10 protein-coding genes are annotated in these 15,117 nt (G+C 71.4%); 2 read left to right on the top strand and 8 right to left on the bottom strand.

All coding sequences use genetic code 11. The features are described from left to right. Positions 1-2 precede the first annotated feature (2 nt). The 6 genes from ASG51_RS13705 to ahcY form a co-directional block, all read right to left on the bottom strand. Entirely contained in the window at positions 3-416 is a 414-nt protein-coding gene (locus ASG51_RS13705) for a PIN domain-containing protein (protein WP_056381352.1), read from the bottom strand. A 66-nt stretch (positions 417-482) separates the two neighbouring features. After that, the gene (addB, locus tag ASG51_RS13700; RefSeq protein WP_056381350.1) at positions 483-3,623 is read right to left on the bottom strand and encodes a double-strand break repair protein AddB; all 3,141 of its coding nucleotides are present in this window, start codon (positions 3,621-3,623) and stop codon (positions 483-485) included. A gap of 67 nt (positions 3,624-3,690) precedes the next feature. Beyond that, on the bottom strand, positions 3,691-4,428 hold the full coding sequence (locus ASG51_RS13695) for a nucleotidyltransferase family protein (protein WP_056275476.1): 738 nt from the start codon (positions 4,426-4,428) through the stop codon (positions 3,691-3,693). A 76-nt stretch (positions 4,429-4,504) separates the two neighbouring features. Further along, positions 4,505-6,031, bottom strand: coding sequence for a tRNA (adenosine(37)-N6)-threonylcarbamoyltransferase complex ATPase subunit type 1 TsaE (gene tsaE / locus ASG51_RS13690; protein ID WP_082514018.1), 1,527 nt, complete (start codon positions 6,029-6,031; stop codon positions 4,505-4,507). 192 nt (positions 6,032-6,223) lie between these two features. Further along, positions 6,224-8,722 (bottom strand): PAS domain-containing sensor histidine kinase, encoded by a 2,499-nt coding sequence (locus tag ASG51_RS13685; RefSeq protein ID WP_056381590.1) that lies wholly within the window; start codon positions 8,720-8,722, stop codon positions 6,224-6,226. Between the two features lie 313 nt (positions 8,723-9,035). Beyond that, on the bottom strand, positions 9,036-10,442 hold the full coding sequence (gene ahcY / locus ASG51_RS13680; RefSeq protein ID WP_156389726.1) for an adenosylhomocysteinase: 1,407 nt from the start codon (positions 10,440-10,442) through the stop codon (positions 9,036-9,038). Positions 10,443-10,769: 327 nt separating this feature from the next. On the opposite strand from ahcY, the gene ASG51_RS13675 reads away from it, so the two are divergent. Beyond that, the gene (locus tag ASG51_RS13675; protein WP_156394131.1) at positions 10,770-11,102 is read left to right on the top strand and encodes a hypothetical protein; all 333 of its coding nucleotides are present in this window, start codon (positions 10,770-10,772) and stop codon (positions 11,100-11,102) included. 3 nt (positions 11,103-11,105) lie between these two features. On the opposite strand, the gene ASG51_RS13670 is transcribed toward ASG51_RS13675, so the two are convergent. Further along, complete coding sequence (locus ASG51_RS13670) at positions 11,106-12,722, bottom strand: AMP-binding protein (RefSeq protein ID WP_056381347.1); 1,617 nt, start codon at positions 12,720-12,722, stop codon at positions 11,106-11,108. Between the two features lie 10 nt (positions 12,723-12,732). Then, positions 12,733-13,332 (bottom strand): nitroreductase family protein, encoded by a 600-nt coding sequence (locus tag ASG51_RS13665; protein WP_056381345.1) that lies wholly within the window; start codon positions 13,330-13,332, stop codon positions 12,733-12,735. A gap of 445 nt (positions 13,333-13,777) precedes the next feature. On the opposite strand from ASG51_RS13665, the gene ASG51_RS13660 reads away from it, so the two are divergent. Beyond that, entirely contained in the window at positions 13,778-15,115 is a 1,338-nt protein-coding gene (locus ASG51_RS13660; RefSeq protein ID WP_056381343.1) for a diguanylate cyclase, read from the top strand. Positions 15,116-15,117: the final 2 nt, after the last annotated feature.

Genomic DNA, 15,117 nt, shown 5'->3' with positions numbered 1-15,117 from the left:
TGTCAGCGGGTCAGGTAGGCTTGCGGGGTCATCGCCCGAAGACCGAAAGCCGACAGGACCGGCTTTCGGAAGTGGCGATCGTCGGTCAGGATCAATTCGGCTCCGGCGGCCAGGGCGCATTCGACGTAGAGATCATCCTTCGGATCATCCAGGAACGGCCTGAAGCGGAACCAGGGCAGGGTCAGGACCGCGGTCGCGCACAAAGCGTCCAGGATCGTGTCGATCCCGGCCTCTTCGATCCAGGGCGTAGGCCCCAGGAGCCCCGGACGTTTGAGGACATCCTCGTACTCGAACACCATCGCGGGCGAGAGCGCGAACGAAAACCGGCGGGTGAGCAGCCCCCGCAGCACGGCGTGGGATGCGCCGTTGCGGGATCGCAGCGCGCCGAGCACGACGTTGGCATCGACGACGATCATCTTCTCAGGATGATATTGCGGGCGATATCGGTCAAGAGCGAAATCCGGCTTGTCCCGCGCGGTCCTTCAGCCCTCCCCCTCGCCGCCGAGCGACCATTCGAGCACCCGGGCGAGGTGGTCGTAGTCGCCGTAGGACTTGGCGTATTTCGGGTAGGGTCGGGAGGTGTAGGCGGCCTCGCCCGTGAGGAAGCGGGCGACGAGGCCGCGGAAGCGGGCGACGTGCTCGGCCACGATGGCGGCGACCTCGCGCTCGTCGCCCCGCGGCGGCTTCACCGCCAGGGGCTCGAAGGGTTTGCGGCCGCCCGAGGCGTGGACGTAGAGGAGGTCCGGCGTCAGCGTGGTGGCGGGGAAGCCGTCGAAGGCCCCGGCCATGAGCATCGCCGCCTCCAGGGTGAGCTGGGGCGAGAATCCGGCGAAGACCTCCTTGTTGCTCGGCGGCAGCCCGGTCTTGAAGTCGACGATGCAGGCCCCGCCGTCGCGGCGCCGCTCGATCCGGTCGGCCCGCGCCCGCAGGGTGAAGGTCTCGGTGCCCATCGGGATCACCCATTTGCCGGAGATTTCCGGATGCACCCGGCCCAGCTGCGCCCGGCGCTCACCCTCCCAGGCGAGATATTCTTCCGACAACCTCACGAAGCGGGGCCACCATTCCGCGTACAGCGAAGGGTAGGTATCGTTGATCGACGCAAAGGCGTTCGCCGCCATGCCGGCCAAGACCTCTGCTGCCAAGGTGCCGTCCGGAAGGGAATCCGGGTAGCGCTCGGCGAAATCTCCGAGAATCTCGTGGATCAGCGTGCCGCGGTCGGCGGCCCCCGGCTCGGCCGCCACCGGATCCAGCGGATCGAGGCCGAGGACGTGCCGGGCGAAGATCACATAGGGGTCGCGCACCAGGGTCTCGACCTCGGTGACGCTCAGGGACCGCGGGAACAGGGCCGGATCCGGCTTCGGACGGGGCTGCTTGAGACGGGCCTGCGCCGGGCCGGTACCCTGGTCGAGGGCGGCGGCGTAGGCCGAGAAGCGGCGCCCGGCGGCCAACGCCCGGTTCCAGCCGGCGTCGCCCGTGAAGGCGCGCAGGCGCTGCAGGAAGCGCGACGGCACGGTCGGTGCGCCTTCGCGCTTGGCCGCCCGGGTGATGAGGGCGTCGTGGTGGCCGAGGGCCTGGACGAAGTCGTGGGCGCTCTGGCCGATCCGGCGCTCGGGCGGGTTGAGGCCGATGCGCTCGCGCATGGGCCGGTTGAGGAAGGCGTCGGTGGTGGTCTTCATCGGCCAGACGCCCTCGTCGAGGCCGCCGAGCACGACCCGGTCGACGCTCATCAGCCGGGCCTCCAGCAAACCGAGGATGCGCAGGCGCGGATGCGGGCGCCCGTCGCTGCAGGCCACCAGCCGCTCGCGGGCGAGCGCCGTGAAGAAGGCGGGGTAGTCGCCGAAGCGGCCGGGCAGCAGGCCGGGTTCGGCCATCTCGAGGTCGTCGAACAGGGTGTCGAGCACGCCGAGCGAGGCGTCGTCGACGGCCTCGCCCTCGGCCGCGTCGATCAGCCGGTCGAAGGTGGCGCGGTGGCAGGCGGCATAGGCGACGAGGTTGCCGACGCCGCGGTGATCGGCGTCGAGGAAGCCGTCGAAGGCCACCTGCAGCCGGTCCAGGAGTCCGGCGGCGAGGTCCCAGTCGCGCTCGGTCAGGCGGCGCTTGGCGCGGGGCCGTCGCCCGGTGGCGCTGCGCTGGTCGGCCAGGGCCTGCCGCAACCCGGCGAAGCCCGGCGCCGGGGCGGGCCCGCGCAGGGTGCCGATCTCCAGGGCGGCGGCGGCCCGGACCACGTCCCTGCGCGGCAGGCCGAGGCGGACATAGGGATGGGACAGGAGCGTGATCAGCCGGGCCGGCTGGAGATCGGCCGCGACCTCGGCGGCGAGCCGCGCCAGGCGCCCGGCCCGGCTGCGCGACAGGGCCTCGCCGCCGGAATCCTCCGCGACGATGCCCCAACGGGCGAGTTCGGCCGCGACGCGCAGGGCCAGGGCGCGGTCCGGGGTCACCAGGGCCGCGGTCGCGCCCGGCGTTTCCAGGGTCTCGCGCAGGGCGATGGCGATGATCAGCGCCTCTTCCCGCTCGTCGCTGGCCTCGACCACGGCGAGGCCCCGCAGGCCCTCCTCCGCCAGCCGCGCGCGGTCGGCAGGGTCCAGGGCGGCCCAGGCCTCGGTGGTCTCGGCCGGGCGCAGGGCCTGCGACAGCAGCCCGAAGCGGGCGTGGGACTCGGCAGAGGTCTCTCCGAGGGTCGCCACCTGCGCCCGGTCGCGGTCGAGACCGGCCGGACCGAGGAGGCGATGCAGGACCGCCTGCGGATGGCCGTGGGCGATCTCGCGCGAAAAGCCCTCGCCGGTCTCGATGGCGTCCCAGCCGTCGCCGTCGAGCTCGGAGTCGAGGCCCGGCAGAACCACGACGCCGCGGGGCAACCCGGCCACCGCGGCGATCAGCTTCGCGGTGGCCGGCACAGAGCCGGTCGAGCCCGCCACGATCACCGGGTCGGCGGGCCGATCCCGCATCAGCCGGTCGGCTTCGGCCAGGACGAGGCGGCGCGAGCGCGAGACCGGGTCGCTCATCCCGCGCTCGGCGAGGATCCCGGGCCAGGCCTCGGCGGCGATCCTCACGAAATCCAGGGTCAGGCCGAAATAGCGCGAGTACTCGGCCTCCACGGCGCCGCCGATCTCGTCCCAGGGCAGCCCCTCGACGGTGAGCGCGTCCATGAGGCGTTCGAGGTCCGCGGCGAGCCCGATCGCGTCGGCGGGGGAGGACGGCACCAGGAAGGGCACGTCGTCGTCGATGGGCAGCAGCGTGCGGTCCACCGCCTCGGCCCAGCCCTGAACGAGGCGGGCGAGGATGAGGCGGCGCTCCAGAGGCGGCATCGCCGGGGCGAGACGGTCGGGACCGTTCTCGAGGAGCGGGTTGGCAGCGAGATCCAGCTCCGCCTCGTCGGCCTCGCCGAGGGGGACCATCCGGGGCAGCAGGGCGGCGTGACCGAGGCGCGCGGCGAGGATCGCGGCCAGCGCCCGCACCGCCCTCTGGGTCGGCAGGTAGAGGGTGACGGAGGCGAGCGCGAAGGGGTCGTCGCCGATCGCGCCCACGAGGCGCCCCGAAATCAGGGCGTCGGCGAGGGTCGGCAGGAAGGGCGCGCCGGGCGGGATCGAGAAGACGTGGGCGGTCGGGACGTCTGAGGTCGGCATCCCACCCTCCATGCCACCAAATCCCCGGCCCGGGAATGCGATGCCCCGCGGAATCGCCGACCTGCGCTCAGAGCGTCGGCGCCGTGGACTTCACCCGAGCCTCGGCCGCCGTGATCGCCTCCGGCGTGCCGACGTGGAGCCATTGCCCGTCGAGGCGCAGGCCATGCAGGCGGCCGGCCGCGATGGCCCGGTCGAACAGGAGGTTGAGGGAGAAGGCCCCTTCCGGGGTCCCGGCGAACAGGCCGGGCTTCAGGATGGCGACGCCGGCATAGATGAACGGCGCCACCTCGCGCTCGCCGCGGCGCTCTAGGGCCCCGGACGAATCCATCGCGAAGTCGCCGTTGCCCTCGTAGCCGAGGCTCGTCGCGGTCGGGGCGACGAGGAGGAGGATGTCCATCGCCGCCGGGTCCCAGGCGGCGATGAGGCGGCCGAGATTCGACTCCGGGCCCTCCAGCCAGAACGAGTCGGCGTTGAAGACCACGAACGGGTCCTCGCCGAGGAGCGGCAGGGCCTTCTTCACGCCGCCACCGGTCTCCAGCAGGGCGTCGCGCTCGTCCGAGAGCACGATCGCCGGGGCGGTCCGGCGCTTGCCCACGTGCCCCTCGATCAGGTCGGCGAGGTAGTGGACGTTGACCACCGCCTCGGTGATGCCGCCCTCCGCCGCCCGGTCGAGGGCGTGGTCGAGGAGCGCCCGGCCGGCCACCTCCACCAGGGGCTTGGGCACCGTCGCGGTGATCGGGCGCATGCGCTTGCCGAGGCCCGCCGCGAGGACGAAGGCGCGGGTGATGGGGGCTGTGTCGGACATGGCGTTCGTCTCGTCGGAGAGGTCTCGGGCGGGCGCGGCCGCCCTCCGGCAGCCTCCCCGCGGGCATCGCGGGTCTTCAGCCGCCCTCGGCCGGCTCGCCCCCGGCCTTCGGCACGAGGTGCGGCAGGTGCGCCTCGTGCCAGAGGCGCAGATGGGTCAGGGCCGGGTGGTTGAGGTTGCGCGCGAGGTAGCCCTCGATGCGCGGCAGGTGCGCGAGGTAGGCCGGCTTGCCGTCACGCCGGTCGAGGCGGGCGAAGATGCCGAGAATCTTGGTGGCGCGCTGGGCGGCCAGCACCGCGTAGGCCCGGGCGAAGGCCTGCATGTCGAAGTCGGGCTCGCGGGCCCGGCGCTCGCGCACGTAGAGGCCGAGGAGGCGCAGCTCGAACTCGGCGGTCGCGTCCACCCGAGCGTCCTGGAGGAGCGAGGCGACGTCGTAGGCCGGATGGCCGAGAACCGCATCCTGGAAGTCGATGACGCCGATGCGCTCCAGCCCCTCGCGCTCGGGCAGCCAGATCAGGTTCGGCGAGTGGTAGTCCCGCAGGGTCCAGGTCGGGCGGTCGGGCTTGATGCTGTCGAGCACCTCCGCCCACAGGGCCACGAATTCGGACCGGGCCGCGTGGGGCAGCTCGCCCCCGCGGATCGCCGGGCAGTACCAGTCGGGCAGCAGTTCGGTCTCGAACACCAGGGCTTCGAGGTCGTAGGGCGGCAGCACGTGGTCGATGCCGTCGGCCACGGGGAGGACGCCCGGCAGCTCGGTGGCGTGGAGCTTGGCCAGGAGGCGCACCGCCTCGGCGTAACGCTCCGGGCGCGGCCCGTTGGCGTCGACCACCGGTTCGGTGCCGAGATCCTCCAGGATCAGCAGACCCTCGGCGAGGTCCTCGCCGTAGATGCGGGGCGCCGAGAAACCGAGGGCGCGCAGGCCGCGATCCATGCCGACGAAGGCGTGCACGCTCTCGGCGAGCTTGACGATGGCGCTGTAGGGGCGGCCGTTGCGGACCGGGGGGCCGTCGGCGCGGGGCGGCGAGATCATCAGCACGGCGGTCTTGCCGTCCGGCTTCACGAGCCGCTCGTAGGCCCGCGAGGAGGCGTCGCCCTGCATGTTGACGCGGGCGGCCTCGTCCCAGCCGCTGCGGACGAGGAGGAGGCGCAGCGCGCGCGCCCGCTTGAGCCGGGCGGCCATGCCGCCGCTGCCGTCGATGCGGGCGAAGCGCGCCCCGTCCCCGAACTCGGCCCGCAGGGACAGGTCGACGGTCAGCATCGGCGCGTCGCGGTGTCCCAGGCGCTCGGGCCACTCCACCAGGGTGATGGCGGTCTCGGCCATCTCGTCGAAGCCGAGCTCCACGAGTTCGTCGGGGCTGCGCAGGCGGTAGAGGTCGGCATGCACGATGGCCCGCCCGTCGGCGGCCTCGTAGGGCTGGATCAGCGTGAAGGTCGGGCTCGGCACGTCGAGGTCCGGGTCGCCCACGAGTTCCCGGATCAGCGCGCGCGCGAGGGTGGTCTTGCCGCCGCCGAGGCCGCCGGACAGGGCGACGATGTCCCCCGGCACGAGGAGCCCCGCGAGGAAGCGGCCGAGATCCTCGGTGGCGCTCTCCTCCGGCAGCATGATCTCCCAGGCCGATTTCACCTCACGCTGGGGCGTGTCGGCACCATCCTCGTTCAACGCCCAACTCCTCCATGGCCGTGCGCCGCCCCGGCCGGACCCGGATCGCGCGGAGCCCCGCTGTCATACCGGAGCATCCTTAACCAAATCGCGGACGGACCGAAGGCTCCATGGGGACGCCCCCGTCCGGCGCCCCTACTCGGCGGCATCCCGCCGCGCGGTCGGCTCGGTGATCGGGAAGGTGCAGGTGACGCGGGTGCCGGCGCCGGGGGCCGAGTCCAGGCCGACGCGTCCGCCATGCAGTTCCACGAAGGAGCGCACGATCGACAGGCCGAGGCCGACGCCGCGATGGCGGGTGCCGAGGGTGTGGCTCTCGAAGCGGTCGAAGACCCGCGCGGCGACGTCGGGCGGCATGCCCTGCCCCTGGTCGGCCACCGCCAGGGTCAGTTCCGAGGCGTTGCGGCGGACCTCCACGCGGACCTGCTGGCCCGGCGCCGAGAAACCGACGGCGTTCGACAGGAGGTTGAACAGGATCTGGCGGACGCGCTTGCCGTCGGCCACGAAGGTGCCGACATCGTCGGGCACGTCGAGATCGAGGGCGATGGCGGAATCGGCGAGCCGGTCCTCCAGCCCGCGCACGGCGGCATCGACGGTGGCGCGGACGTCGACCACCTCGCGGGTGAGCTCGAGGGAGCCCGCATCGATGGAGGCGAGATCGAGGATGTCGTTGATCATCACGAGCAGCGCGCCCGACGAGCGCATGATGTGGCCGGAATACTCGCGCTGGCGCTCGTTCAGGGCGCCCACCGTCTCGTCGCCGAGGAGCTGGGTGAAGCCGATGATGTTGGTGAGCGGCGAGCGCAGCTCGTAGGAGACGTGGTTCACGAAGGTGTCGCGCAACTGCGAGGTCCGCTCCAGGGCGTCGTTCTTGTCGGTGAGCGCGCGCTCCACGTTCACGCTGGCGGTAACGTCGATGAGGGTGAGCAGCGTCGCGCCCTCGGGCAGCGGTTGGGCGGCGCAGTCGAGCACGGTGCCGTCGACGATCTCCAGGCGGCAGGTCAGGCCGGCGCGGCTTTCCAGGCCTGTGATGGCGCCGCGGATGTCGATCCACGGGTCCTCGTCGGGCGAGAGGGTCTGGCAGGCGGCGATGACGGCATCGACCCGGGGGCGCTCGCGCAGGGTCTCGGGATCGAGGCGCCACAGGGTCGCGAAGGCACGGTTGGCGAAGGTCAGCCGGCCGTCGGCGCCGAACACCGCCACGGGCTCCTTCAGGGTGTCGAGGGTCTCGGCCTGGACCCGCATCAGCGCGTTGTAGCGGGATTCGAGCTTCATGTTCTCCGAGACGTCGTCGAACAGGTAGGTCAGGCCGCCCTGCGGGTTGGGATCGGCGACGACGCGCAGCGAGCGCCCGTCGGGCAGGTACCACCAGGCCTCGTTGGCCTCCACGGCGCGGTAGGCAGCGAGCACGTCGGCCTTCCAGGACTTGAAGTCGGCCTGCTCGGGCAGCTTCCGGGCGGCGCGCAGCCGGTCGAGGATCTCGCCGTCGAGGGGGCGGCCGTCGAGGAAGGCCGGGTCGAGGTCCCAGAGCTGGCGGTAGGCGGCGTTGTGGAAGATCAGGCGCTGGCGGGCGTCGAACATCGCCACGGCGGTGGGCAGCTGGTCGAGGGTGCGGACGTTGGCATCCATCTGCCGCTGCAGGTCGGCGCGGACGCTCTCGAGCTCCGAGACGTCGACGGCGATGCCGACGCGGCCGGTCTCGATGGCGCTCTCGGTGACGTCGAGGGTCCGCCGGCCGCCCGCCACCACGGCGGAGAGACGATGCGGGACGCGCCCCCCGGTGGCCAGGCGGCCGGATTCGTCGCGGGCGATGAGGTCCCGGGCCTGCCGGTCGAGGAGTTCGACGCCGGCCTCGAGGGCGTGCTCCCGGGTGCCCCCCTCCACCGCCGCGACGTAGGCGAGGTTGACCCAGGCGAGCGCCCCGTCGCGGTTGCGGCGCCAGACCGGATGCGGGATCGCGTCCAGGAGACTGCCGAGCGCCGAAAGGCCGCGCTTGGCCTCGTACAGGGTGAGGCGCAGGTCGATGAGTTCGCGCTTCTCGTCGGTCGTCTCGCGCAGGCGCAGGATCGCGCGGCCGGACAGGGCCTGCCCGTGCGCGTCGATGAAGCGGCCCGACTGGGTGCGCAGGCTCAGGCGGAAGCCGGCACCGCGGGCGCGCAGCGCCTCGACGGCCGTGTTCAGGGCGTCGGCGTCGACCGCATGCAGCCAGGTCTCGAAGCCGGGCAGGCCGGGATCGGCGTCGCCGGGCGCGCGCCGGCCATCGATGAGGCCGAGATCGCCCTCGATGGTCGGCGCGCCGCGGCCCGACCAAGTGATGAGGACCTGGCGCTCGGCGTTCAGGAGCATTTCGGCGCGGTCGTGGGACTCGCGCAGGGCCGACAGCTCGGTCACGAGGTCGCGCTCGCGCCGGGTCCAACGGCTGCGCTCGCGCATGTGCAGCAGGGCCACGATGGTGGCGAACACCGTCAGGCCGATCAGGATGGCGAGACCGGCCGCGTTGTGCGTGTGTTGCCCGAACCCCGAGACGGCAGCGCCGGCATCCAGCCCCGTCCCGGCCGCCCGCGCCGGGGGACCGGCCACGGCGACGGCGAGAGAGCCGGCGCACAGCAGGGCGCGCGCCGTTCGTTCGACCCTCATGATCCGTCCCGCCTCCACGAATCTTCGATGAGACGCCGAAAGGCGCCCATCCCGCAACCGGCCGGAGGCCGGCTGCGAGCCACTCCATCTGAGGAATCAGCCCACACTAGCGCGAGGCGGAATCGTCCCGGAAGAGGCTTAAGCTTAACTTTAGAGGCTTCGGAGGCGATGGCCGCGCAGGAGCGCAGAAAAGCCACACTGCGACGGCGCGTCCAGCAGGGACCGGACGCGCGAAAGCCCGGCACGGGGCCGGGCTTCGCAGGAGCCGATCGGAGGTCGTCGCGGCGCCCCGCGAGGGGCGCCGGAGCGGTCTTCAGTAGCGGTAGTGGTCGGGCTTGAACGGGCCGTTCTCGGAGACGCCGATATAGGCGGCCTGGTCGGGACGGAGCTTGGAGAGCTTCACGCCGATCTTCTCGAGGTGGAGGAGCGCCACCTTCTCGTCGAGGGCCTTCGGCAGGGTGTAGACCTGCTTCTCGTACTTGCCCGGGTTGGTCCAGAGCTCGATCTGGGCCAGGGTCTGGTTGGTGAAGGAGGCCGACATCACGAAGGACGGGTGGCCGGTGGCGTTGCCGAGGTTCACCAGGCGTCCCTCCGACAGGAGGATGATGCGGTGGCCGTCGGGGAAGGTGATCTCGTCCACCTGCGGCTTGATGTTCGACCACTGCATGTTCTTCAGGCCGGCGACCTGGATCTCGTTGTCGAAGTGGCCGATGTTGCACACGATGGCGCGGTCCTTCATCGCCCGCATATGCTCGATGGTGATGATGTCCTTGTTGCCCGTCGCGGTGACGAAGATGTCGGCGCGCGGCGCGGCGTCCTCCATCGTCACGACCTCGTAACCTTCCATCGCGGCCTGGAGCGCGCAGATCGGATCGACCTCGGAGACGAGGACGCGGCAGCCGGCGTGGCGCAGCGACGAGGCCGAGCCCTTGCCCACGTCGCCGAAGCCCGCGACCATGGCGACCTTGCCGGCCATCATCACGTCGGTGCCGCGACGGATGCCGTCGACCAGCGACTCGCGGCAGCCGTAGAGGTTGTCGAACTTCGACTTGGTGACGGCGTCGTTCACGTTGATCGCCGGGAAGAGGAGCTTGCCCTCCTTGGCGAGGTTGTAGAGGCGGTGCACGCCGGTGGTGGTCTCCTCGGAGACGCCCTTGATCGAGTCGGCGAGGCCCGCGAACCAGCCCTTCGGCTTCTCGCTGAGCTTCTTCTTCAGGAGCGCGAAGAAGATCTCCTCCTCCTCGGATTCCGGCTTGTCGAGGAAGGCGGTGTCGCCGTTCTCGGCGCGCAGGCCCAGGTGCACGAACATGGTGGCGTCGCCGCCGTCGTCGAGGATCATGTTCGGCAGGCCGCCGTCATGCCAGTCGAACAGCTTCGAGGTGTAGTCCCAATACTCCTCCAGGGTCTCGCCCTTGATGGCGAAGACCGGGATGCCGGCGGCCGCGATGGCGGCGGCGGCGTGGTCCTGGGTCGAGTAGATGTTGCAGGAGACCCAGCGGATGTCGGCGCCCAGCGCCTTCAGGGTCTCGATCAGCACGGCCGTCTGGATCGTCATGTGCAGCGAGCCGGCGATCTTCGCGCCCTTCAGGGGCTGCGACGGACCGAATTCCTCGCGCGTGGCCATCAGACCCGGCATCTCGGTCTCGGCGATCGAGATCTCCTTGCGGCCGTACTCGGCCAGACCGATGTCCTTGACGATGTAATCCTGGGCCGGGGAAATTTGGGCCATTTCGTAACTGCTCCGTCTCTCGTTGCGTCTCGGCGAGGCCTATAGCAGGGCGCCGGGCCAGAGGCAATCAAGATATAAAGATGTCTTTATGCGAATGATTCCAGTCGGTCCCGCCTGGGCCGGTCGGTCGCCCGCGCGTTATAAATCCCGCAGAACGTGTCTTTTAGGGATCGGTTGTGTCTGCGCCGGGCCTGCGACTCGGGCATGCTCCGGCGCAGTGTTCCCAAGAGCGGGGCAGCCCCCATGATCCGGCACGTCGTCCTGGCCAGCGCCATCGGTCTCGCTTCGGGCGTGACCGCCCAGGCGAGCCCGATGCACGTGGCCACGTTCGAGAAGGTCGTGTTCGGAAGCAGCCGGCTCACGGCCGCCTCGTTCTCCTCGCTCGATCCGACGTGCAAGTCTCTCGGCCCGATGACGATCAGCCTGATCGAAGCACCGCATGACGGCCGCGTGCAGATCGCGCAGGGACAGGATTTTCCGAGCTTCCCGATGTTCAATGCGCGGGCGCACTGCAATGCCCGCAAGCGGCCCGCGACCTTCGTGTTCTACACCGCGGCGCCCGGCTATACCGGCCGCGACGCGTTTGCGCTCGAACTGGTCGATCCCGTGGGAAATGTCAGCCGCGTCCGCTACCGCGTGACGGTGCGGTGAGCCTCACCCCTCGTCGCGCAGCTGCCGGCGGATGATCTTGCCCGTGGTGGTCATGGGCAGATGATCGCGAAACGCGATCGCGCGCGGGTATTCGTGGGCCGAGAGGCGGGTGCGCACGAAGGCCTGGATCTCGGCGGCCAGGGCATCCGAGGCCTCGTAGCCCGGGCGCAGGACGACGTAGGCCTTCACGATCTCGGTACGGAGCGGGTCCGGCTTGCCCACCGCGGCGGCGAGGGCCACGGCCGGGTGCGCGCCGAGGCAATCCTCGATCTCGGTGGGACCGATGCGATAGGCGGCCGAGGTGATGAGATCGTCCTCGCGCCCGACGAAGTGGACGTAGCCGTCGGCGTCGCGCCGGGCGGTGTCTCCGGTGAGCATCCAGTCACCGAAGAACTTCTTCGCCGTCGCCTCGGGCTGGTTCCAGTAGCGCAGGAACATCACGGGGTCGGGCCGGGCGACGGCGATCTCGCCGGGCTCGTCGGCGGCGGCCTCGCTGCCGTCCGGCCGCAGGATCGCGACCCGGTGCCCGGGGACCGGGCGTCCGGTGGAGCCGGCCCGCGCCACCCCGGCCGCCCGGCAGGCGGCCAGGACGAGGTTGCACTCGGTCTGGCCGTAGGCCTCGCCGATGGTGAGCCCCAGTTCGCGCCGCGCCCAGTCGAAGGTTTCCGGACCCAGGGCCTCGCCGGCGGAGGCGATGTTGCGCAGGCGGGACAGGTCGAAGCGCCCGCGCGGATCGGCGAAGCCGCGCAGCATGCGCAGGGCCGTCGGCGGCAGGAACGCGAGGCTGATCGCCCGCTCGGCGATCAGCCGGAACGCGGCCTCCGGCTCGAACCGGAAATTCGGGCAGGCCAGCACCGGCACGCCGAAATGCAGGCTCGGCAGCGTCGCGTTGAGGAGGCCGCCGGCCCAGGCCCAGTCGGACGGCGTCCACATCCGGTCGCCGGCCTGCGGCGGAAAATCGTGCATCATGCAGAAGCCCGGCAGATGCCCCAGGAGCACCCGGTGGGCGTGCAGCGCGCCCTTGGCCGGCCCGGTCGTACCGGAGGTGTAGATCATCAGGGCGGGATCGTCGGCCCGGGTGTCGACCGGCACGAACCCGCCCGGCGCCTCGGCGAGCAGGGCATCGCAGCCGAGGGCCTCGCCCCGCGCGCCGTCCACGCAGACGACGAGGTCGAGGTCCGGCAGGTCGGCGCGGAGGGCCTCGATCTTGGAAAGGCCCGCCGCGTCGGTGATCAGGACGCGGGCCCCGGCATCGGCCAGGCGGTAGCGCAGGGCGTCCGGCCCGAACAGGCCCGCGAGCGGCAGCGCGATCGCCCCGAGCTTGTAGGCGGCCGCATGGGCGATCACCACGGCGGCCGATTGCGGGAGCAGGACCCCGACGCGGTCGCCGGGCACCACGCCCCGGGCCCGCAACCCGGCCGCCAGACGATCGGAGCGATCCTTCAGGTGGCCGAAGGTGACGTCCGAGACCCGCGCCCCGACGAGCTCCTGGATCGCGACCCGATCGGGCGCGCGCAGAGCCCAGCGGTCGCAGACATCGACGCCGATGTTGAACCGCTCCGGGATGTCCCAGGCGAACCCGGCGACGAGCCCGGCATAATCGGGGGCGGATCTCAGCACGGCGGACGACTCAGGCTTCGCGGGCCTTGAAGGCACCGGCGAAGGCGAAGTCGGTGATCGGCCGCCGGCCGTTCGGCACCTCCTTGGCCCGCTGCTCCTCGGTGAGATCGGCCGGGTTCGCCGCGCGCCCGACGGCGTAGGCCGCCTCGACCTGATGGTCCGGCGGCACGTTGAGCACGGTGACGGAGCGCGCCTTGTCGAACCCGCCCATGCCGTGCACGTGCCAGCCCTGGCGGATCGCCTGGAGCTGGAAGTTCGCCGAGGCGGCCCCGGTGTCGAGGGAATGGCTCGCCGAGGGCGTCAGGCCGTCACCGGTCTTCATCAGCTTGCTCGAGACCAGGATGACGAGGGCGCCGGCCCCCTCCGCCCACTTGCGGTTTCCCGGCACCAGCAGGTCGAGGAAGGTCTCCCAGGCGGGGGTTCCGCGCAGGGCGTAGACGAAGCGCCAGGGCTGGGAGTTGTAGGAGGACGGCGCCCAGCGGGCGGCCTCGATCATCCGCAGAAGCTCGGATTCCGGCACGGCCTCGCCCGTGAAGGCGCGCGGGGACCAGCGCTCGAGGAAGAGCGGATCGATGTCGTGGTCGGGCTGGCGTGGGTTCGAGAGGGTCACGGGCAGGCTCCAGAAGGCGTAGAGATCCGGGTCGAGGGGTGGCGACGGGCAGCCCCGAACGCGGTCCGCGGCGGCGCGCGCCCGGATCTGGACGAGGCATGCACGAGGTGGCCCCCGGGAGGCAATCGTCCATTCGGTCGGGCACCGTCACATCCCATGATTGTCAGTCACATTTTTACACGTCCTGGTCATTCTGTGCCATCGATCGCTCGGATTTTAGCGATCGGGGCAAGCATGCCGACAGGAGTTGCGGTCACTCTTGCCCGTGGGGCCGAACGCTTGGCCCGGGAGCCGAACTCTTGGCCCGGAAGCCGAACTCTTGGCCCGGGGGCCGAACTCTTCGCCCGGGAGCCGAACTCTTCGCCCGGGAGCCGAAGTGGCTCGCCTGCCCGTCGCCCGCCTGCCCGCCTGCCCGCCGCCCGCTTGCCCATGGATTTTTCCGCGCGTGATCGCTTCGTCTGCTGCCCGATCGTCCGACGATCCGGGCTCCCTGTCGTTTCGCGCCAGCGACCGTCTGCTGGTGCTCATCGAACGGACGCTGCAGGCGACGCGCTGGCGCCTCGTCTTCCCGGCCGAACTCGAAAGCCGGTTCGAGGCGGAGACCGGACGCCGGCGGGTTCGGCACCTGCGGCGCACCACCCTCATCGGCCTCGCGGTCTTCCACCTCTATGCCTGGGTTGCCTTCGTCACCACGCCCGACGTCGCGATGCTGAACCTGGTCCTGCGGTTCGCCGTGATGACGCCGCTGGCCATCGGGATCTTCGTGGGCCTGAGCCGGGTGAGCGCCCCCATTCGGGAGGCCCTGTGCGGCCTCGGCGTCCTGGCGGCGGTGACGATCCCGGTGCTCACGCTCTGGCTCGGCCACGGACCCAACGTCGCCCACGCGACCACGGCGATCTGGCTGACGGTGATCTTCGCCAACATCTCCCTGGCGCTCCGGTTCACCTGGGCCTGCATCGTCTCCGGCACGACCGCGCTCGCCGGCGGCCTCGCCATCGCCGCCCACCCGGAGATTGCCCCGGATCTGGCGGGCCTGGTCCGGCTCGACATGCTGATCGGCATCGCCTTCAGTCTGGGGGCCGCGCATGAGATCGAGAGCGCCAACCGACGCAACTACCTCTACACGCTGCGGGAATCCTTGCGGGCGCAGCAGCTCGTGGTCGCCAACGCCCGGCTGACCCGTCTCTCGACCACGGACCCGCTCACGGGCCTCGCCAATCGGAGGGCCTTCTCGCAGCGTCTCGAAGCCCTGTGGCAGGCCTCCCGCGACGGCGATCCGTTCGCCCTGATGCTGGTGGATGTCGACCACTTCAAGCGCTTCAACGACCATTACGGACACGGGGCGGGCGATGCTTGCCTGTGCGAGATCTCGCGGCTGCTGACCGCCCGGGTCAGCGGGACCACCGACCTCGTGTCGCGCTACGGCGGCGAGGAATTCGCCCTGTTGCTGCCGGGCCTCGACAGCGCGGCGGCCATCGTCCTGGCGGAGCGGGTCCGCCAGTCGCTCAATGCCCTCGCCCTGCCCCATGCCGGGCGCGGCGACGGCCTGGACCACGTCACCGTCAGCGTCGGCGTCGCGGCGAGCCCGGACGGCGCGGAGACCCCGGCCGCCCTGGTGGAGGCCGCCGATGCGGCGCTCTACCGGGCGAAGTCGGCGGGGCGCAACCGCACCAAATGCGAGGGCGCGCCCCCTCGCGCGGGGACCGGACCGGGCCTCGAGGTCGAGCCGGCCCTGGCCGCCTGGCCGGCCGGTGGGACCCCGCCCCGGCGACGCTCGGCCTGAGC

This window comes from Methylobacterium sp. Leaf465 (assembly GCF_001424705.1).
Lineage (GTDB): Bacteria > Pseudomonadota > Alphaproteobacteria > Rhizobiales > Beijerinckiaceae > Methylobacterium.
The sequence above is the reverse complement of the archived record's forward strand: the minus strand, read 5'-3'. Positions and strand labels throughout refer to the sequence as shown.

Coding starts and splice junctions, on each gene's coding strand:
- ASG51_RS13685 (WP_056381590.1), bottom strand. CDS start 8,722: ATGAGGGTCGAACGAACGGCGCGCGCCCTGCTGTGCGCCGGCTCTCTC.
- ASG51_RS13705 (WP_056381352.1), bottom strand. CDS start 416: ATGATCGTCGTCGATGCCAACGTCGTGCTCGGCGCGCTGCGATCCCGC.
- ASG51_RS13695 (WP_056275476.1), bottom strand. CDS start 4,428: ATGTCCGACACAGCCCCCATCACCCGCGCCTTCGTCCTCGCGGCGGGC.
- tsaE (WP_082514018.1), bottom strand. CDS start 6,031: ATGCTGCCGGAGGAGAGCGCCACCGAGGATCTCGGCCGCTTCCTCGCG.
- addB (WP_056381350.1), bottom strand. CDS start 3,623: ATGCCGACCTCAGACGTCCCGACCGCCCACGTCTTCTCGATCCCGCCC.